Below are 21,002 nucleotides of genomic sequence, written 5' to 3'. Positions count from 1 at the left end.
GGCGCGGGCGGCCCGCGAGCCGTCGGCCGTGGTGTCGACGGGTGCGTCGCCCGCCGTGCCGTGGGTGCCGTCGCCGGCCGGGCCGCTGTTCATGGTGGGGTCCCCCTGCGGAGCGCTGTCCACGGCGGGGCGGGTCCGCCGCCCGTCGGCCGTGGTGCCGTTCGGTGTGCCGACTGCGGTGGTGTCGTCCGTCGCGCTCCCGGGAGCGCCGCTGTGTGCGGGCCCGCTGCTCATCGTGGTGCCGTTCGGTGTGCCGTCGGTCGCGGAGGTGTCGTCCGGCGGGGTGCCGACGAGGGCTCCGGCGCCCGGGGCGTCACCGCGCCCCGAAGGGCCGGGCGCCGCGCCGCCGTTCACCGTGGCGGCGTTGCCGGGGCCGGGAGCGGCCCCCACACGGTCGCCGTTCCTGCGCTCGGCGTTGCTGCTGACACTCACCGGTTCCTCCAACGGGCTTCGAGCAGTGCGGTCTCTTCGGGGCCGAGCGGCGAGAGCGCCGTGGCGTCCGGGGTGGTGCGGGGCGACGGGCCCCGCCCGCCGCCCGGGTCGGCGAGGGCGACCCGGGTGAGGGCGGCCGTCCAGCACCGGGCGAGTTCCCCGGCGTCGTCGTCGGCGAGCGCCCCGGGTGACCAGGTGAGCCGGGTGTGCAGTTCGGGTCCCGTCTCCGTGTCCCGGGTGACGGCGTTCACCTCCACCGCGTGAGCCATCGGCAGTTCGGCGTCGACCGAGCCGCCGAGGACCCCCGCCCCCGGCGCCGGTGTCCACGGCCGCTCCGGGGTCGCGCCGGCCGTGGCACCGGCCCCGGCGAAGCGGCCCAGATAGTTGAAGGCGATGGCGGGCTCCGCCAGCCCCGCCAGCACCGCGCCCGACTCCGGGTGGAGATGGCGCAGCAGCCCGTACCCGACACCGCTGTCGGGAACGCGGGCCAGCTCGTCGCGGACCCGGGCGACCGCCCCGGCGGACGAATCACCCGCCTCCGCCGCCAGCCGCACGGGATAGACACTGGTGAACCAGCCGACCGTACGGGCGAGATCCAGCCCCGTGCCGATCTGCTCCTCACGGCCGTGGCCCTCGACATGGACCGGGAAGCTCACCCGCTCCGCGCCGCTCCACTCCCGTACCGCGATGGCGAGCGCGGCCAGCAGCAGATCCTGCACCCGGGCGCCATGGCGTTCCCCGGCCGTGGTCAGCAGGGCACGGGTGGTCTCCGGGGGGAGGGACACGATCCGGTGCCGGGCGTCGGCCGTCCGGCCCGCCGCCCCCGGGGCGACCCGGGGCAGCGCGCCGCCGTCGAGCGCCTCCCGCCACAGCGGCAGCTCCCCGGCGCGCCCCGCCGCCAGCTCCACCAGGGCGTGGGCCCAGCCCCGGAAGGAGGTCGGCACCGGGTCGAGCGCGGGCGTACGGCCCTCGGCGACGGCGGCCCAGGCGCGGGCCAGGTCGTCCAGCAGGATGCGCCAGGAGACCCCGTCCACGACCAGGTGGTGCACGACCAGCAGCAGCCGGCCCGCCTCCTCGCCGTCGGCGTGCCAGACCCGGGCCCGCACCATCCGCCCGGCCGCCGGGTCAAGACCGGCGGCCAGCTCGTCCACCTCGCGCGCCAGCTCCGCCTCGGCGAACCCGCCCGTACCCGTGCCGTGGTCGAGCACCCCGGCGGTGTCGTACGGTCCCGCCGGCACCGTGAACGTACCGGCGTCGAGGTCCACCCGGGCGCGCAGCGCGTCATGGCGGTCCAGGACGGCGCCGAGGACCCGGGTGAGCCGCTCGTCGCCGATCCCCGGCGGCAGGGTCAGCAGCATGGACTGGCTGAACCTGCCCACGGGGCCGCCCCGCCCGGCCAGCCAGCGCATGACCGGGGTCAGCGGCGCCGTCCCGGTGGCGGCCACCGTGGCGGCCACGGCCCCGGCGGCGGGGTCGCGTCCGGCGACCAGCGCGGCGAGCCCGCGCACCGTCGGATGCTCGAAGACCTCCCGGGGGGTGATCCGTACCCCGGCGCCCCGGGCACGGGCGACCAGCTGGATGGAGAGGATGCTGTCCCCGCCGAGGGCGAAGAAGCTGTCCTCCGCGCCGGCCCCGGGCACCCGCAGCACCTCGGCGAAGACCCCGGCGAGCAGCTCCTCCAGCGGTGTGGCGCACACGCCCCGCCCCACGGCGGAGGTGAAGTCCGGCGCGGGGAGGGCGTCCCGGTCCAGCTTGCCGTTGGGGGTGACCGGCAGCTCCGCCAGGGTCACCAGCGCACTGGGCACCATATGGTCCGGCAGCGAGCGGGCGAGCGCGGCCCGCAGCCCCTCGGTGTCGATCCCGGCCGCCGGATCGGCGGGCACGAGATAGCCGACGAGCCGGCGCGGCCCGCCCGCCGCCTCCTGACGGACCACCACGGCGGCGGTACGGACCGCCGGATCGCGGTGCAGCGCGGCCAGGATCTCGCCCGGCTCCACCCGGAAGCCCCGCAGCTTGATCTGGTCGTCGGCGCGCCCGTGGTAGTGCAGGACACCGTGCTCGTCGCGGGAGACCAGGTCACCGGTGCGGTACATCCGGCTGCCGGGCGGCCCGTCCGGCTCGGCGGTGAAGCGCTCGGCGGTGAGCCCGGGACGGCCCAGATAGCCCTGTGCCACCCCGGCGCCGGCCGCGTACAGCTCGCCCACGGTGCCCCAGGGCACCGGCCGCAGCATGCTGTCGAGGACCCGGAGCCGTACCCCGGCCAGCGGGGTGCCGATCGGCGGCGGGGCGCCGGGGGTGAGCGGCTCGCTCATGGTGACGCAGGCGGTCACCTCCGTCGGCCCGTACGCGTTGACCATCCGGCGGTCCGGCGCCCAGCGGGCGACCAGCGACGCGGAGCAGGCCTCGCCGCCGACGACCAGGGTCCGCAGGGTCTCCAGACCGTCCGGCTCCAGACCGGTGAGCGCGGTCGGCGGGATCAGGGCATGGCTCACCCGGCGGGCGGCGATGGTCTCCCCGAGCAGCTCGCCCGCGAGCGGTCCCGGCTCGGGGACGACCAGGGTCGCACCGGTGGCCAGGGCCATCAGGGACTCCATGACGGAGGCGTCGAACGACGGCGACGCCAGCTGGAGCACCCGGCTCTCCGGCCCGATCGCCAGCCGCTCCGCCTGGGAGGCGGCGAGGGAGGCGAGCCCCCGGTGGGTGGTGACCACGCCCTTGGGACGGCCGGTGGAGCCGGAGGTGTAGATGACATACGCGGGGTGATCGGGGGTCACGCCGACGCCGACGCCGACACCTAGACCGGCATTGACGCCGTCCGTACCGTGCCCCGGGTCCCCGGGGTCACCGTCGTCCCCGGCCGCCGCGCCCGCCACGACCAGCGCGTCCGGGTGGCGTTCCGCGAGTGCCCGCCCCGTGACCACCAGCGCGGGCTCCGCGTCGGCGAGCATGTACGCCACCCGGTCCGCCGGATAGTCCGGGTCCACGGGCAGCTGCGCCGCCCCGGTCAGCTGGATCGCGAGCTGGGTCACGACCAGGTCGGCGGAGCGCGGCAGCACCACCGCGACCAGCGCCCCGGGGCGCGCGCCCGCCGCCGCCAGCCGGCCGGCCAGCCGCATGGCCCGCTTTTGGAGCCCGGCATAGCTCAGGGTGAGTCCGGGCGCGTCCACGGCGACGGCCTCCGGGCGGGCCGCGACCCGGTCCGCGAAGAGCCCCGCCCAGGACCGGGCGGGCACCGCCGCCGGTCCGTCGCCCTGGGCGCGCAGCAGTGCGCGCTCCCGCTCCGGCAGCAGGTCCAGTGAGCCGATGCGGGTCCCCGGCGCCTCCACCAGCGTCGCGAGGAGCCGGCGGGCCAGGTCCGCGAGGGCGGCGACCCGGTCCGCGCCGATCGACCGAGGCCGGTGGGCCAGCCGCAGCGTCAGCTCGGGACCCGGCACGGCGACGAAGGTGAGCGGATAGTGGGTGGCGTCCCGGCCGCTCACCTCCTCCAGCGTGAGGCCCGCCGAGGCGCCCAGGGCGTCCAGGGTGTCGGCGGGATAGTTCTCCAGCGCCGTCAGCGTGTCGAAGAGAACCCCCTGCCCGGCGGCCCGCTGGATGTCGGCGAGCCCCAGGTGGTGATGGGGGAGCAGCCCGGTGAAGTCGTCGCGCACCCGCTCCAGCAGCTCCGCGAGCGTCTCCTCGGGGCGGGTGGTGACCCGTACCGGCACCGTGTTGACGAAGAGTCCGATCATGTCCGCCGCCTCGGGGAGTTCACCGGGGCGGCCCGCGACGACGGTGCCGAAGACCACGTCCCGGCGGCCGGTCGCGGCCCCGAGCACCAGCGCCCAGACCGTCTGGACCAGCACGCTCAGGGTCAGCTCCCGCTCCCGGGCGAACGCGGCGAGACGGGCCGTCAGCGCCGCGTCGAGCCGGACCGTGTACTCCTGCGGAAGCTCGGATTCCGACGCGTCGCCGGGGACCAGGAGCGTCGGTTCGCCGACCCCCGCCAGCGCGGTGCGCCAGGCCTCCCGCGCCGCTTCCCGGTCCCGGCCCGCGAGCCAGCGCAGATACTCCGGGTAGCGGGGGGCGGGGGCGAGGACGGCCCCTCCGTACAGATGGAGCAGCTCCCGTACGAGCAGCGGCAGCGACCAGCCGTCCAGCACCAGGTGGTGCCCGGTGAGGATCAGCTCGGCGGTGGTGTCGTCGAGCCGTACCAGGGTGGCGCGCAGCAGCGGCGGCGCGGCCAGGTCGAAACGGCGCACCCGGTCGTCCTCGGCCCGCCGCCGGGCCCGGCGGTCCCGCTCCTTGGGCCTGCGGCGCCGCAGATCCACCTCCTCCAGATCGGCGGTGACCCCGGGGACGGCCCGCTGGGTCCAGACGCCGTCCTCGGCGGTGAACGCGGTCCGGAGCGGGGCATGCCGCTCCAGGACGGTGGTCAGCGCGGTCCGCAGCCGGTCACCGTCGATCTCCCCGCCGCCCAGCCGCAGGACGACCTGGACGTGGTAGACGTCGAGGAGCCCCTGCCCGGCGCCGCCGTCCCCCTCGTACGGACCGTCGTGGCCGCCCTCGTACTGGGCGAGGAAGAGCAGCCCCTCCTGGAGCGGGGTGACCGGGGCCCGCTCACCGGGCGGCGGGCCGGCGGGCCGGTCGTCGTCCTCCGCCGGATCCCCGTGCCCGGCGACGGAGAGCAGCCCCCGCACCGTGCGCTGCCGGAAGACATCCTGCGGGGAGAACCGCAGCCCCGCCGTGCGGGCCGCGCTCACCAGCTGGATGGAGAGGATGCTGTCCCCGCCGAGGGCGAAGAAGCTGTCGTCGAGACCCACCCGGTCGATCCGCAGCAGCTCGGCGACGAGCCCGGCGAGCAGCCGCTCGTCCGCGCCGGCCGGCTCCGCCCAGCTCTCCTCGGAGACCAGGACGGGCGCGGGCAGCGCGGCCCGGTCCAGCTTGCCGTTGGGCGTCACCGGCAGCGCGCCGAGCGCCACCAGCGCGGTGGGCACCAGCGCGGCGGGCAGCCGCTCGGCGAGATGGCGGGCGAGCCCGGAGGTGTCGTCGCCCGCCCCCGCCGCCGGGACCACATAGCCGACCAGATGGACCGCGCCGGTGTCCGGGTCGGTCCGCGCGATCACCGCGCTGTGCTCGACCGACGGATGGGCGTCCAGGACGGCCTGGATCTCCCCGGGCTCGATCCGCTGGCCGCGCAGCTTGATCTGGTGGTCGGTACGGCCGAGATGGAGCAGGGCACCGTCGGCCCGCCGCGCCGCCAGGTCACCGGTGCGGTACAGCCGGGCACCGGGCGGCAGACCGAGCCCGTCGGGGGCGGCGGTGAAACGCTCGGCGGTCAGCGCCGCCCGGCCGTGGTAGCCGAGGGCCAGCTGGACCCCGGCGAGATACAGCTCGCCGGGGACCCCGGTGGGCACCGGCCGCAGCGCCGCGTCCAGGACGAACGTCCCGGTGTTGGGGACGGGCCGGCCGATCGGGACCCGGCCGTCGGCGACATCCCGCTCCGTGACCCGCCACGCGGTGACATCCACGGCGGCCTCGGTGGGCCCGTAGAGATTGTGCAGTTCCGCGTGGGGGGCCAGCCGCAGCAGCCGCTCGGCGGTGGCGGCGGGCAGGCTCTCCCCGCTGGTGATGACCCGCCGCAGGCTGGCACATGCCCCCGGACCGGCGACGGCGACAAAGGCGGCCAGCATCGACGGCACGAAGTGCACCGTGGTGATGGCGTGCTCGTGCAGCAGCCGGGCGATCCGGGCCGGGTCACGGTGGTCCTCGTCCCCGGCGACCACCAGGGTCGCGTCCGCGAGGAGCGGCCAGAACAGCTCCCACACACTGACGTCGAAGCTCGCGGGCGTCTTCAGGAGCACCCGGTCACCGGCGGTGAGCCGATGGGTGTCCTGTGCCCACAGCAGCCGGTTGACGATGGCGGAGTGCGCCACGGTGACGCCCTTGGGGCGGCCGGTGGAGCCCGAGGTGAAGATCGTGTACGCCGGGTCGCCGGGGGCCGGGGGAGTGAGCACCACCCGTCCCTCCGCCCCGGCGCCCGTGTCGTCGTCCGAGGTCAGGTCGAGATACGGCAGCGGTGCCGGCTCCGGCCCCGACCAGGCTCCCGCCCCGACCAGGAGCACCGCCCCGGAGTCGTCGAGCAGCTCCCGCACCCGGGCCCGGGGCAGCTGCGGATCGATGGGCAGATAGGCGGCCCCGGCGCGCTGCACGGCGTGCACCGCGAGGACCAGCTCGGCGGAGCGCGGCAGCCGGACGGCGACCGTCCGCCCCCGGAGCCCTCCCCGGCGCGCGCCCGTGGCGGCGATCCGGCGGGCGATCCGGTCCGCCTCGGCGGTGAACTCCGCCCCGTTCCAGACCCGTTCGCCGTCCCGCAGCACCTCCGCGCCGGGGGTCCGGGCACACCGCTCCCGTACCAGCTCCACCAGGGTGGTCGCGGGCAGCGGGCGGTCCGGGCCGGTACCGTCCGTGACGGCCCGCCGCAGCTCCGCCGCGTCCATCAGCGGCGCGTCCCCCACCGGCCGGTCCGGGTGGGCGCAGACCCACTCCAGGAGCCGGTTCAGCCGGGTGCCCAGCGCGACGGCGGTCGACGCGTCGAAGAGCGCCGTCCGGTAGTTGACGGCGGCCCGCAGCCCCTGTGTGCCCGCGCTCTCCACGACGGCGAGGGTGAGATCGAACTTCGCCTCCCGGGTCTCCACCGGGTCGACCCGCACCGTCCCGTCGCCGAAGGCCGTGCCGGCGGGCGCGTTCTGATGGATCACCGCCACCTGGAAGAGCGGATGACGGGCGAGCGAACGCTCGGGAGCCAGCTCGTCCACCAGCCGCTCGAAGGGGAGCGCGGCATGCTCGAAGGCGTCCAGATCGACCCGCCGGACCCGCTCCAGGAGTTCCCGGAAGGTCGGGTTCCCCGAGGTGTCGGTGCGCAGGACGACCGTATTGGAGATCAGCCCCGGCAGCTCCCGGAGACCGTCGTCGTGCCGCTGGTCCACCACGGTGCCCAGCGGCAGATCGGTCCCCGCCCCCTGGGCGGTGAGCAGCGCCGCGAACGCCGCCTGGAGGGCCATGAAGAGGGTGGCCCCGCTGTCGGCGGCGAGCCGCGCGACGTCCCGGTGCACCGCCGCCGGGACGGTGAACTCGGCGGATGCGCCGCGCTGGTCGACCTCCTCGGGCCGGGGCCGGTCGAGCGGCAGTGGGATCTCGGCGGGCGCCCCGGCGAGCACGGCCCGCCAGTGCGCGAGCAGCCGGGGTGTCTCCCGCGCGAGCACCCGGTCCTGCCAGAGGGTGTGGTCGGCGTACTGGAGCGGGGGTACGGGGGGCGGCGCCGCGCCGTCGCGCTCGGCCCCGTACAGCGCGGCGAGATCCCGTACCAGCGGGCCGGTGGACCACTCGTCGGTGGCGATGTGGTGCAGGACGAGCAGAAGGGCCGCGCTTCCGTCGGCGGCGGTGAGCAGCCGCGCCCGCAGCGGTGGTTCGGTCCGCAGGTCGAAGGCGTCGGCGGCGATCCGCCGGGCGGTCCGCGCGAACGCGTCGTCGGCGGCCTGTCGGCCGTCGTCCCCGGGGGCGTCGGCGCCGACGCGGATCTCCTCCAGCGGGGCGCCATCGGGCGGCAGGATCCGCTGGACGGGCCGCCCCTCGTACTCCGGATAGACGGTCCGCAGGATCTCGTGGCGCTCCGTCAGCGCGGCCAGCGCCCGGCCGAGCGCACCGGCGTCCACCGGCGCGGAGAACCGCAGCAGCAGCGGGACGGCATAGGTGGTGGCCGCCCCGGCGAGCCGGTGCAGGAACCAGAGGCGTGCCTGGGCGGGGGAGAGCGGCAGCGGCTCGGGCCGGTCGGCGGCGGCGACCGGCACCACCGTACGGGCCGGCTCGTCGGAGGGGCCGTCGGCGTCCAGCCGTGCCGCGAGCCCCGCCACCGTCCGCACATCGAACAGGGTCCGTACGGACACGGAGACGCCCAGCTCCGCACGGATCCGCCCGGCCAGCCGGGTCACCAGCAGGGAATGCCCGCCCAGGGTGAAGAAGTCGTCGTCCACGGAGAGCTGCCCGAGGTCGAGCAGCTCCCGGTACAGCCCGGCGAGGACCCGCTCCCGCTCGGTGCGCGGCGCCCGGCCGCCCGACGGGCCCTCCCGCGCGGGCAGCGGCAGGGCGGCCTCGTCCAGCTTGCCGTTGACGGTCAGCGGCAGCCGCTCCAGCGCGACGAACGCGGACGGCACCATGTGCTCGGGCAGGGCCCCGGCACAGACGGCGCGCAGCCGTGCGGCGTCCGCACCGCCGGTGGTGTAGGCGACCAGACCGGGGCCGGTGGGCAGATCGGTACGGAGCACCACGGCGGCGGCGGGCACCGCGCCGAGGGTCCGCAGCACCGCCTCGATCTCGCCGGTCTCCACCCGGAAGCCGCGCAGCGAGATCTGACGGTCCGCCCGCCCCAGATGGATCAGCCCGCCCCCGGGGGACCAGCGGGCCAGATCGCCGCTGCGGTACATCCGCGCACCGGGCGCGCCGTGCGGATCGGCCACGAAGCGGGCCGAGGTGAGACCCGGCTGCCCCCGGTAGCCGCGCGCCAGGCCGGGGCCCGCGACATACAGCTCGCCGGTGACGTTCGCCGGGACCGGGCGCAGCGCGTCGTCCAGCACCATCAGCCGCAGATCCCCGATGGCGCCGCCGATCGGGGTCGCCCCCCGCGCGCCGGCCGCCGCGATCCGCTCCCGGGTCAGCTCGTACCCGGTGACATGGACCGTGGTCTCGGTGATGCCGTACATATTGACCAGGCGCGGCGCGTCCCGCCCCGCGACCCAGGGGGCCACCCGGGCGGCGTCCAGCGCCTCGCCGCCGAAGACGATCCGGCGCAGCGACGGGGGGACACCGGGGGAGTCCGGCGCGGTGAGGGCCTCGGTGAGCTGGTAGCAGGCGGACGGGGTCTGGTTGAGGACGGTCACCCCCTCCGTGTGCAGCAGCCGCAGGAAGTCGAGGGCGGCGTGGGTGAGGTCCTTCGGGACGACGACCAGGCGCCCGCCGTGCAGAAGCGCGCCCCACAGCTCCCAGACGGAGAAGTCGAAGGCGTACGAGTGGAAGAGGGTCCACACGTCGTCCGCGCCGAAGGCGAAGTCCCGGGTGGCGTCGAAGAGCCGGGCGAGATTGCGCCGGGTGACGACGACGCCCTTGGGACGGCCGGTGGAGCCGGAGGTGTGGATGAGATAGGCGGCCTGGTCGGGGTGGAGCGGAGCAGTCCGCTCCGCGTCGGTGATGCCCCCGGTGCGGCCGCCCCCGGTCTCCTGGGCGAGCCGCGACAGCTCCAGCGCCTCCGGACGCGGCCCCCCGGGCGCCATCGCGGCGAGGGCGGCCGTCGCGGCCGGGTCCGTCTCCGCGTCGGTGAGCAGCAGCAGGGGCGCCGCGTCACCGAGGGTGCCGGCCAGCCGGTCGATGGGATAGGCGGGGTCCAGGGGGACATAGGCCGCACCGGTCTTGGCGACCGCGAGGACCGCCTCCACCAGGGCGAGCGAGCGGGGCAGCAGCAGCGCGACGCGCTCCTCGGGGCCGGCGCCCCGCGCGATGAGCCGCCGGGCGAGCGCGTCGGTGCGCTCGTCGAGCTCGCGGTAGGTGAGGGCGCTGCCCCCATGGACCACCGCGACGGAGTCCGGGCGGGCCGCGACGGCGGCGGCGAACCGCTCGGTCACCTCGACCGGGGCGGTCTCCTCCGGGGCGGTGTCCTCCGTACGGGAGTCCGCCGGGGAGGCGACAGCGCCCGGGCTCCACGCGGCCGCCAGCGCGTCCCGCTCGCCGGCCGTCAGCACCTCGTACCGCCCCAGCGGCAGCCCGGGATCGGTGACCGCCGTCGTCAGCAGGGCGACCAGCCGCCGGGCGAGATCCCGCGCGGTGGCGGCGTCGAACCGGTCCTCGGCATAGAGCAGCGCCCCGTCGATCAGCCCGGAGCCCGGATCGTCGGTGAAGCCGACGAGCAGATCGAACTTGGCCGCCCCGGTCTCCCGCAGCGCGAAGCCGGCGGTGACCCCCGGGGCGGCGAACGGGGGCTCCGTCCGCACCCGGTGCGTCAGCATCACCTGGAACAGCGGATTGCCGCCGGAGCGCTCCGGATTCAGCTCCTCCACGACCCGCTCGAACGGCACATCGGCATGGTCGAACGCGTCCAGCGCGACGGCACGGACCCGCCCGAGCAGCTCCCGGAAACTGGGATTCCCGGAGAGGTCGGTCCGCAGCACCAGCGTATTGACGAAGAAGCCGACCAGCTCCTCGGTGGTGCGGTCACGGCCCGCCGTGGGCACCCCGAGGGGGATGTCGTCACCCGCGCCATGCGCGTTCAGCAGCGCGGCCACGGCCGCCTGCTCCACCATGAAGGGGGTGGCGCCACACGCCCGCGCCAGCTCCCGCAGCCCCCGGGAGACCTCCTCGGAGAGGGCGAAGGGGACGACCCCGCCCCGGCCACCGGGCCGGGCCGGACGCGGCCGGTCCGCCGGAAGAGCCAGCTCCGCCGGGGCCCCGGCCAGGGTCTCCCGCCAGAAGCCGAGCTGCGCCCGGCACCCCTCGCCGTCGAGCACCTCCCGCTGCCAGAGGGCGTGCTGGGCCCCGGTCAGCGGCAGCGGCGCAGAATCGGGCCGCCCGCCCGCGAGCCGGGCGGCGTAGGCGGCGGAGAGATCGGCGAGCAGCGGGTCCACGGACCCCTCGTCGGCGCCGATGTGATGGAGCAGGAAGAGCACGGTGGTGCGCTCCGGCTCCCGGAACAGGGTGACCCGCAGGGGCGGTTCGGCCGCCAGGTCGAACGGCTCCCGGCAGACCGCGTCGAGCAGCCGCTCCCGCTCCTCGGGCCCGCTGACCGACCGGACCGTGACCGGCCCCCCGGCCGGCAGGATCCGCTGGTACGGGAGTCCGTCGCGGTCGGGGAAGACGGTCCGCAGCACCTCGTGCCGCTCCACGACGTCCCCGACGGCGGCGGTGAGGGCGTCCGGGTCCACCACCCCGTCCAGGGTGAGGACGAAGGGCAGCTGATAGGCGGGCGGCACCTCCGGCGCGGCGCCGTCGAGCCGGCTGAGGAACCAGAGCCGGGCCTGCGCGGGGGAGAGCGGCGGGTGCTCCGGCAGCGGCCGGGGCACCGGGGCGGGCAGCGCGGCCCCGGCTCCCGCCGTCCGGGCGGCGAGCCCCGCCACGGTCGGCGCGTCGAAGATCTCCCGTACCGAGAGGGTGCGGCCGAGGGCCTCGCCGGAGCGTCCGGCCAGCCGGGCGGCGAGCAGGGAGTGGCCGCCGAGGGCGAAGAAGTCGTCGTCCGCGCCGACCTCCGGCACCCCGAGGATCTCGGTGAAGAGCCCGGCGAGCAGCTCCTCGCGCTGGCCCCGGGGGGCCCGGCCGCCCCGGACATCGAGTCGCGGCGCCGGGAGCGCGGCCCGGTCCAGCTTGCCGTTGGGGGTGAGCGGCAGCGCGTCGAGCACCACACAGAGCGCGGGGACCAGATGCCCCGGCAGACGCCCGGCCAGATCCGTCCGGACCAGCTCGGCCTCGGCCGCGTCCCGGGGCCCGGTGAGATAGGCCACCAGCCGGGGCGCGGGGTCGCCGGGAAGGCTGTGGGGGACCACCGCCGCGTCCCCGACCCGGGGATCGGTGCGCAGCGCGGCGGCGATCTCGCCCGGCTCGACCCGGTGGCCCCGGATCTTCACCTGGTGGTCGGCGCGCCCGACGATCTCCAGGGTGCCGTCGGGGCGCCGCCGGGCCAGGTCACCCGTGCGGTACATCCGGCTGCCGGGCGGCGTACCGGGCCCGTCGGGCTCGGCGGTGAAGCGCTCGGCGGTCAGCGCGGGCTGTCCGAGATAGCCCTGGGCCACCCCGTCCCCCGCGAGATACAGCTCACCCGTCACCCCGGTGGGCACCGGCTCCAGACCGCGCCCGAGGACATGGGCGCGGGTGTTCCACAGCGGCCGTCCCACCGGGGGCGCGGCGGCGGACCGCTCGTCCAGCACCGCCCAGGTGGACCAGATGGTGGTCTCGGTGGGGCCGTAGAGGTTCACCAGCCCGTCGGCGTGCGCGACGAGGGTACGGGCGAGGTCGGGTGCCAGCGCCTCACCGCCGACCAGGGCGCGCACCCCCCGTACCGCCTCCGTGCCGTTCTCGGTCAGCGCCCGCCAGAGCGAGGGGGTGGCCTGCACGACGGTGGCACCGGAGCGGGTCAGCACCTCGGTGAGCAGGGCCGGGTCACGGACCTGCGCGCGGTCGGCGAGGATCACCGTGCCGCCGGTGATCAGTGGCAGGAACAGCTCCAGCACGGCGATGTCGAAGCCGACGGTGGTGACGGCGAGCAGCCGCTCCGCACCGGTGAAGCCCAGCTCCCCGGCCAGGCAGAGCAGGAAGTTGGTGACGGCCGCCTCGGTCACCACGACGCCCTTGGGGCGGCCGGTGGAGCCCGAGGTGTGGATGACATACGCGGGATGGGCACCGTGCCGGGCGGCGGCGGGCGCCAGCGGCTCGGCCTCGCGCCGGGCCCGTGCCACGGCCGGGTCGTCCAGCAGAAGGGTGGCGCCCGGCACCTCACCGGCACCGGCGGCGCCCGCCCGGTCGGTGACGAGCAGCGCGGGCCGCGCGTCCGCCAGGAGCAGCCGGATCCGCTCGGCGGGGAAGTCCGGGTCGACGGGGAGATAGGCGGCGCCGGTACGGGCGACGGCCAGCAGGGTGACCACCAGGTCGGTGCCGCGCGGCAGGCTGACCCCGACCAGGGTGCCGGGGCGGGCGCCGCGCTCCGCGAGCACCCGGGCGAGCCGGGCCGCCCGGCTGTCCAGCTCCCGGTGGCTCAGCTCCTCGCCCCCGCCGATCAGCGCGGTCCGGTCGGGGGTGCGTACGGCCTGATCGGCGCAGAGCCGGGCGAGGGAGACCCCGGGCACCGCCCGTACCGGGGCGGTGTTCTCCGCCCGGACCAGGGCCCGCTCACCGTCGGTCAGCAGTGCGGTGGTGGCCACCCGGGCGCCGGGGTCGGCGGTCATCCGCTCCAGCAGCCGGACATACGCGGCCGCCAGCCGGGTGGCGGCACCGGGGCCCCACAGGGCGGTGCGGTACTCCAGCCGGCCGGTGGCCCCGCCGGATGCGCTGTCCTCGCTCACCGTGAGCTGGAGGTCGAACTTGGCACTGCCGGTGTTCACCAGGAACGGACGGCCCTGCTGCCCGGGAAGGACGGGCTCGGCGGAGAACTCCTCCCGTACCGCGAACAACACCTGGAACAGGGGGTTCACCCCGGGGGTCCGGGGCGGGTTGACCGCCTCCACGATCCGGTCGAAGGGCAGCTCCTGATGGGCCAGGGCGGTGAGGTCGCTCTCGCGGACCCGCTCCAGCAGCTCCAGGAAGGTGGGCCGGCCGCTGAGATCGGCCCGGAGCACCAGGGTGTTGATGAAGAAGCCGACGGCGTCCCGCAGCGCCTCGTCGTCCCGGCCCGCGACCGGCGCGCCGACCACGATGTCCTCGCCGCACCCGAGCTGGGAGAGGGTGGCGGCGAAGGCGGCGTGCAGCACCATGAAGCCGGTGGTCCGGGTGCGCAGCGCCAGCTCCCGTACCCGGCCGTGGAGTTCGGGACCGATGGGGAAGTCGAGCACCTCGGCCGGGTCGGAGCCGGCGTCCGTGTCGCCGTCCGTGCCGCCGCCCGGCGGAGTGCGCTGCTCCGCCCAGGGCAGGACCAGCCGCTCGGGGGCCCCGCGCAGCCGCTCCCGCCACAGCTCGCCGAGGCGCCGCTCGTCGCGGAGCCCGGTGGCCTGCTGCCAGAGGGCGAAGTCGGCGTAGCCGACGGGGAGGGGCGCCCAGCCGGGGGCGGTGCCCCGGAGGCGGGCCGCGTAGGCGGTGCCCAGATCACGCAGGAGCGGCGGCAGGGACCACTCGTCGCCCGCGATGTGATGCAGCACCAGCAGCAGGGTGTGCTCGTCCGTCCCGGCCTCCGCCGCCGGGTCGTCCGCCGGGTCGTCCGCCGGGTCGCCCGCCGGGCCGTCCTCCAGGGAGAGGACGGTGACCCGCAGCGGGATCTCCTCCGCGATGTCGAAGGGCCGCGCGGACTCCTCGACGACGCGCTTCTCGCGGGTGGCGGCGGCGATCCGGTGCCAGGCGATCCGCGGGACCACCTCGACGGGGTCCAGGATCCGCTGATAGGGCTCGCCCGCGACGGCCGGGACGAGGGTACGGAGGATCTCGTGCCGTTCCAGCAGGTCACCGACGGCCGCGCGGAGGGCGGCGGGGTCCAGCGGCCCGCGTACCCGCAGTGCGAGCGGGATGTTGTACGCCCCGTCGGGCTCCCCGGACCGGGCCAGGAACCAGAGCCGGCGCTGTCCGGCGGAGAGCGGCGGCCGGGCCGGCCTCGGCCGGGGCCGCAGCGGCTCACGGGCGGAGCCGGCCCGCTCCAGCGCGCCGGCCAGGAGCGCCGGGGTCGGGTGGTCGAAGAGCGACCGTACGGTCAGCTCCGCCCCGGCCTCCGCCCGTACCGCCGTGACCAGCCGGGCGGCGGAGAGCGAATGCCCGCCGAGGGCGAAGAAGTCGTCGTCCGGGCCGGTGGCCGGGACCCCGAGGATCCGTGCGAAGAGGGTACGGAGCAGGGCCTCGGCGGCGGAGGCGGGCGCGGCGGCCCGGTCCGAAGCGTCGTCGGGGGCGGCCGGGGCGGGCGCGGGCAGCGCCTTGCGGTCGGTCTTGCCGTTGGCGGTCCGGGGCAGCTCGTCGAGGGCGATGAAGACACCCGGGACGAGATGGTCCGGCAGCCGCGCCGCGAGATGGGCCCGCAGCTCCCGCGCGAGGGCACCGCGCTCGGCGCCCTCGCCGGACTTCGCCGTGCCGGTACCGGTGTCGGAGCTTGTACGGGTGCCGGAACCTGAACGGGTGTCGGAGCCGGTACGGGTGTCCGTGCCGGCGCCCTGGGCCGCCGGTGCCGTGCCCGCCGTCCCCCCGTGTCCCGTGTGATACGCCACCAGCACGCGTTCCCCGCCCGCCGCCGGATGGGCCACGACCACGGCCTCCCGTACGGCGGGATGCTCCAGCAGCGCCGCCTCGATCTCCCCCGGCTCCACCCGGTGGCCCCGGATCTTCACCTGGTGGTCGGCGCGCCCCGCGACGTCCAGCAGCCCGTCCGGACGCCGCCGCGCCAGGTCGCCGGTCCGGTAGAGCCGGCTGCCGGGCGGCATGCCCAGACCGGCGGGGGCCGCCGTGAAGCGCTCGGCGGTCAGCGCGGGCCGCCCCAGATAGCCCTGGGCCACCCCGGCACCACCGATGTACAGCTCACCGGTGTGCCCGTCGGGGACCGGCGTGAGCGCCCGGTCCAGCAGGAACAGCCGGGTGCCCCGGACGGGACGGCCCACATGGGGGGCGCCGTCGGCCTCGCGCACCGCGCCGGCCGTGGAGTAGACGGTCGTCTCGGTCGGCCCGTAGAGATTGAAGAGGCCGGAGCCCAGCTCCCGCAGGGTACGGGCGAGATCGGGCAGCAGCGGCTCGCCCGCCGTGAGGAACCGCAGCCCCGCGAGATCGTCCGGGACCGCCTCGGTCAGCACCCGCCAGAGCGAGGGGGTCGCCTGCATCACCGTCGGCCGGGTGGCCCGGACCAGCGCGCCGAGGGCGAACGGGTCGCGCACCTGGTCGCTGTCGGCGAGCACCACGGTGCCGCCGCCGAGCAGCGGCAGGAAGAGTTCGGTGGCGGCGATGTCGAAGGAGACGGTGGTGACCGCCAGCATCCGGTCCGCCGGTCCCAGCCGGAGCAGCGCGTCCACCGAGGCGAGCAGATTCGCCAGCGAGCCATGGGTGACGACCACCCCCTTGGGGCGGCCGGTGGAGCCGGAGGTGTGGATGACGCACACGGGGTCGTCCGGGTGCGGTACGGCGGTGGGCACCTCCCGCGCCCGGCCGGCCGTCACCGCCGCCGTTCCGTCGGGAGCGACGGCCACCACCGGCACCGGAACCCCCCACTCCGTGCCGGGGGCGGCGGCCAGCAGCACCGGGCCGCAGTCGGTCACCATGCGCGCGACCCGCTCCCGGGGCTGCGCCGGATCGAGCGGGACGTACCCAGCTCCCGTCCGGACGACGGCGAGCAGGGTCACCAGGAGTGCTTCGGTACGGGGCAGGGCGACGGCGACGAGGGTGCCGCGCCGGGCCCCGCGCTCCCGCAGGACCTGGGCCAGCCGTTCGGCGCGGGCGTGGAGTTCGCCGTAGCCGATCGCGCGGTCACCGCTGCGGACCGCCTCCGCGTCGGGAGCGGTCCGGACCCGGTCGGCGAAGGCCGACCAGAGATCGGGGGCCGGGGCCACCGCCCTGCGCTCCTCCTCCGCGCGGGCGTCGGGGTCGGGGTGGAGGTCGTCCAGGATCCGCCGCTCCTCGGCGGGGCCGGCCAGGGAGAGCCGGCCCACCGGGGCGCTCTCGTCGTATCCGCCGACCCGGGAGAGCAGGGCGGTGAACCGCTCCGTGTGCGCGGCCGTCTCCGCTGCCCCGTACAGCCGGGGGTTGGCGTCGAGGGTGATGTCGAGCCCGCCGGCGCCGGGGAGTCCGTTCACCGTCAGGGTGAGATCGTCCACGGCCCCGGCGGAGAGATAGCGGGCCACGCCGGAGCAGGTGCCGAAGGAGAGCCGGGTGGGGAAGGGCTTGATATTGACCTGCGGGCCGAAGAGCCGCTGTCCCCGGCCGGAGAGGCCGAGTTCCCGGCGCAGCCGCTCCCCCCGGTACCGCTGGTGGCGCCGCTGGTCGCGCAGGGCGGCGGCGACGGAGCGGACGAACGGGCCGAGTGCGGTCCGCTCGTCGACGGCTGTCCGCAGGGGGACGACATTGACGGTGGTGGCGGGCACCCGGGCGGTGCCGCCCGCGCGATTCATGACGGGCAGGGCGAGTACGGCCTCGTCGGCGCCGGTCAGCCGGGTCAGATAGAGCGCCCAGAGGGCCAGGACCACATCCGGCCAGGTGGTCCGGGTCCGCCGGGCGAACTCCTCCAGCGCGGTGGCGGCCGGGGCCGTCAGGGCGCTCCGGTGGCGCAGGAAGCGGCCGTCCGGGCCGTCCGGTTCCCGGCGGGCGAGGGTGACCGGGGTGGGCCGGTCGGCGAGGAGCGCGTGCCAGTACTCCGCGTCCGCGCTCTCCCGGCCGGATCCCGTGTACTCCCGGTCCGCCGCCAGGACATCGCGCAGCGAGCCCAGCCGGTGGTCCGCCGGGGTGCGTCCGGCGGCCAGGTCGCCGTAGACCTCGGCGACCCGCTCGGCGAAGCGGAGGTACCCGTACCCGTCGAGCAGGATGTGGTGGCACCGGTGGTACCAGAGCCAGGACGCCGCACCGGTGCGCAGCAGCGCGTGCCGGTACAGCTCACCGCCCACCAGGTCGACCGCCACCGAGCGCTCGCGCTCCATCCAGGCGAGGGCCCGGCCCGCGGGGTCGTCCTCGCCGCGCAGATCGAGGACGAGGGGCTCCCCGGGCGGCACCGCCCCGGTCTCCTGCCACACCTCGTCGCCCTCGGTGGTGAACCGGACGCCCAGCCCGTCCGTGTCGGCGACCGCCCGGCGCAGCGCGGCGAGGAAGGCGGCCTCGTCCAGCGGTCCGGTCAGCTCCACATACTCGGCCGTCAGATAGGCCGGGCTCGCCGGATCCAACTGCTGAGCGGACCAGAGTCCGAGCTGAGCCGCGCTGAGCGGCAGACGATCACGGCGGATGCTCATGCGAAATCTCCCGGCAGACGGACTCGTCCGAGTCCGGTGGTGGTGGTCGTGTGGGGGGTGATCGCCACGGGTCCGGCGCGATCCGCGCGGGCCGGGGCCGCCCGCCCCGCGACGGGGGCGGGCAGGGCAGGCCGGCCGGTGCCGCTACGGGGGCGCACCGGCGCACACGGGCGCACCGGCCGTCCCCCGGGCGGGGGAGCCGTCGGCGCGCGCGTGGTCGTGGCGTGAAGGCGTGAAGGGCGGAGAGGGAACGGCCGCCCGGTCGCGCGGGGCGGACCCGGGCGGCTCAGGTGTGTCGGGGCTGCCGGGATGGGCGGTGGCCGGCCGGGTCAGTGGTGGGTGCCGTGCCCCGTGCCCCCGCCGTGCGGGGCCAGATCGAGTACGGCCTTCGGCTGGACGAGGAAGGGACGCATCATCATCATGTCCTCGTGCTCGTAGGTGTGACAGTGGTGCATGAAGCGGCCGGGCGGTCCGTCGAAGCGGGCCACCACCGTGAGGAGTTCGGCCGGCGCGAGCCGGATGACGTCCTTGGGCCCCTGCTCGGCCGCCGTGAGGGTGCCGGAGCGGACCCGCTTCAGCGGCCGGGAGGTCCCGGCGCCGTAACCGCCGCCCTCCTGGGGGAGGAACTCGAAGGAACTCACGTCGTACACCGCGCGGCTGACGCCCTGGAAGGCGACCGCGTGCAGATGCATCGGATGCGGATAGGCCCCCGGGGAGCGCTCCAGGCTCAGGAAGGTCCAGCGCTCGGTGGCCCCGGCGGGCACGGTGAAGCGCACCGGGTCGTGGAAGGTGGCCGCGACGCGCCGGAAGGTGCGTACGGTGCCGTCCTCGTCCTCGATCTGGATGATGCCGTCGACGGGGAACGGGCCCTTCGGCGGGTCGGTCTCCTCCATCTCCCACAGTTCCGGGTCCTTGGGGTAGACGGGGGTGACCACCACCATGCGCTCAGGGGCCCGCTGGGCCTCCGCCCGGCCGATGGGGCGGAAGGACGCGGCGAGCACCTCCGGCGGGGCGAAGCCCCCCGCGTCGGCCCGGGACCCGACGCGGAACTGCATCAGATCGGGCCGGATACCGGGCTCGGGGTTGTCGTTGACGAGCCGCAGCCGCTGTCCCCGGTAGCGCGAGAAGTCGACCAGCAGATCGGCGCGTTCGCCCGGGGTGAGGGGCACCCCGCCGGAGACCGGCGCGGGCCGGGGCAGCAGCCCGGCGTCGGTACCGGCCATCACCACCGCCTCGGGCGGCAGCTCCCGGCCCTCCTCGTCCAGCACCTTCAGCAGATAGGGGCGGCTGTTGGAGGCGTTGAGCACCCGGAAGCGGTACCAGCCGGCGGATACCTCCAGATAGGGCCAGATCACCCCGTTGACCAGGTTGAACGGGCCGGTGAAGGGCCGCACCAGCTGATAGGGCTCGGCGATGACGACGATGCCCTTGTAGAGGAGCCCCCCGGTGAAGGCACCGGAGTCGTCCAGGTCGAGATTGCGGTCGAAGAGGACGAGCGGTATCTCGCGGCTGCCGGACGGGAGTCCGAGCGCCTTCTCCTCGTCGTCCCGGATCAGATAGCTGCCCGAGCCCAGCCCCGTCATCACATTGAGGTGGGTGATGTGCATGGCGTGGTCGTGGTACCAGAGCCCGGCGGCGGGCTGCTCATTGGGATACTCGGCCAGCTGCGCGGCGCCGGGGAGTACCGCGTTCTCCGCCCAGCCGTCGTTGCCGCCGCCGGTGACGGCGCCGTGCAGATGGACCACCGCCCAGGGCGGCAGGCCCGCGACGTCCGCGCGGGGGGCGCTGCCCTCCCGGCCGGGCCGGTCCCACATCAGGGGCAGGGCCGGGTCATAGGCGAAGGGCACCTTCACCGCCGTTACGGGGAACGTCCCGCCCAGGTCGTTCTCCCAGGCGATCCGCAGCCGGCGGCCGCTGCGGGCCTCGATGGTGGGGCCCACATGGCTGCCCTCGTAGGTCCAGAGCCGGGTGGGCGGGAGGGCGCTGTGCAGACGCAGCCGTGCCTCCCGCAGGGAGACGGTGAGCTGCCCCTTCCGGCCGCGCAGGACGCGGGGGACCGGAAGGGGGTCCCGGAACGGGGTGATCTGCTGCCGGGCCGCCCGGACCGCGCGGGCCACCGCCGGATCCGCGCTGCGGGTACCGGCGGCCGACCGCGCCGCCTCGGCGGCACCGGGCAGCTCGTCCAGGGGCGTGCCCAGGGCGGCGGTCATCAGATCGGGCCGGGGTGGCACCGCCGCGTGACCGCGGCCCGCGGTGAGGGCCATGCCCCCGCCCACGGCGATGGCGCCGCCCAGGGCGCCCGCCCCGGCGAGGAATCCGCGCCTGCGGAGCACCCGTCCCCGGTCCGTTCTCTCCTCCTCGGTGTCACCGGAGCCGGTTCCGTTCCCGGTTCCGTCTCCGGTGATGCCGCTGTCGGTCCTGCGCACCGGTGCTCCCACTCTCGCTCGCACGCCCTTTCCGTCCTGAACCGCCCACCCGGTGCCGGGTTACGGCTGGTTGTTCGCCATGCTCTCCACGAGAGTTTTGGGGCGCATGTCGGTCCAGTGCTTCTCCACGTACTCCAGGCAGGCGGTACGGGTGTCCTCGGGGTGGATGGTCGTCCACCCGGCCGGCACCTCGGCGAAGGCGGGCCAGAGGGAGTACTGTCCCTCATCGTTGACGAGTACCAGGTACGTGCCGTTCTCGTCCTCGAACGGATTGGTCACAGAGGTCCTCCTTAGTGGTTAGGTAAGGCTAACCTTAGTGATCCATGATGATCAATGGCCCCTCGGGAATGGCTTGTTGTGCAGGGGTCAAGCTCGCTTCAAAGGCGCCAAACCGGGCACCCGCCGCAAAGAACAAGCCATGCGCCCCCGGTGTGATCCCGGGAGCGCACGGCGGCGGGCGCAAGGGTGTGAGCCGGCGATGCGAGCCGGCGGTATGAGGCGGTAGCGGGAGGCGGCGGCGGGAGGC

The 21,002-nt window shown here is 76.0% G+C and carries 3 protein-coding genes; all 3 read right to left on the bottom strand.

Annotation, left to right across the window (positions count from 1 at the left end):
- Positions 1-428 precede the first annotated feature (428 nt).
- Complete coding sequence (locus ABT354_RS28465) at positions 429-18,050, bottom strand: non-ribosomal peptide synthetase (protein WP_351498908.1); 17,622 nt, start codon at positions 18,048-18,050, stop codon at positions 429-431.
- 329 nt (positions 18,051-18,379) lie between these two features.
- Positions 18,380-20,476, bottom strand: a complete 2,097-nt coding sequence (locus ABT354_RS28460; protein WP_351498906.1) for a multicopper oxidase family protein — start codon at positions 20,474-20,476, stop codon at positions 18,380-18,382.
- Between the two features lie 60 nt (positions 20,477-20,536).
- The gene (locus tag ABT354_RS28455) at positions 20,537-20,755 is read right to left on the bottom strand and encodes an MbtH family protein (RefSeq protein WP_351498904.1); all 219 of its coding nucleotides are present in this window, start codon (positions 20,753-20,755) and stop codon (positions 20,537-20,539) included.
- Between the last annotated feature and the right edge of the window lie 247 nt (positions 20,756-21,002).

It is taken from the genome of Streptomyces sp. NPDC000594 (genome assembly GCF_040299965.1).
Classification (GTDB): domain Bacteria; phylum Actinomycetota; class Actinomycetes; order Streptomycetales; family Streptomycetaceae; genus Streptomyces.
This window is presented reverse-complemented; position numbering and strand designations above follow the sequence as displayed.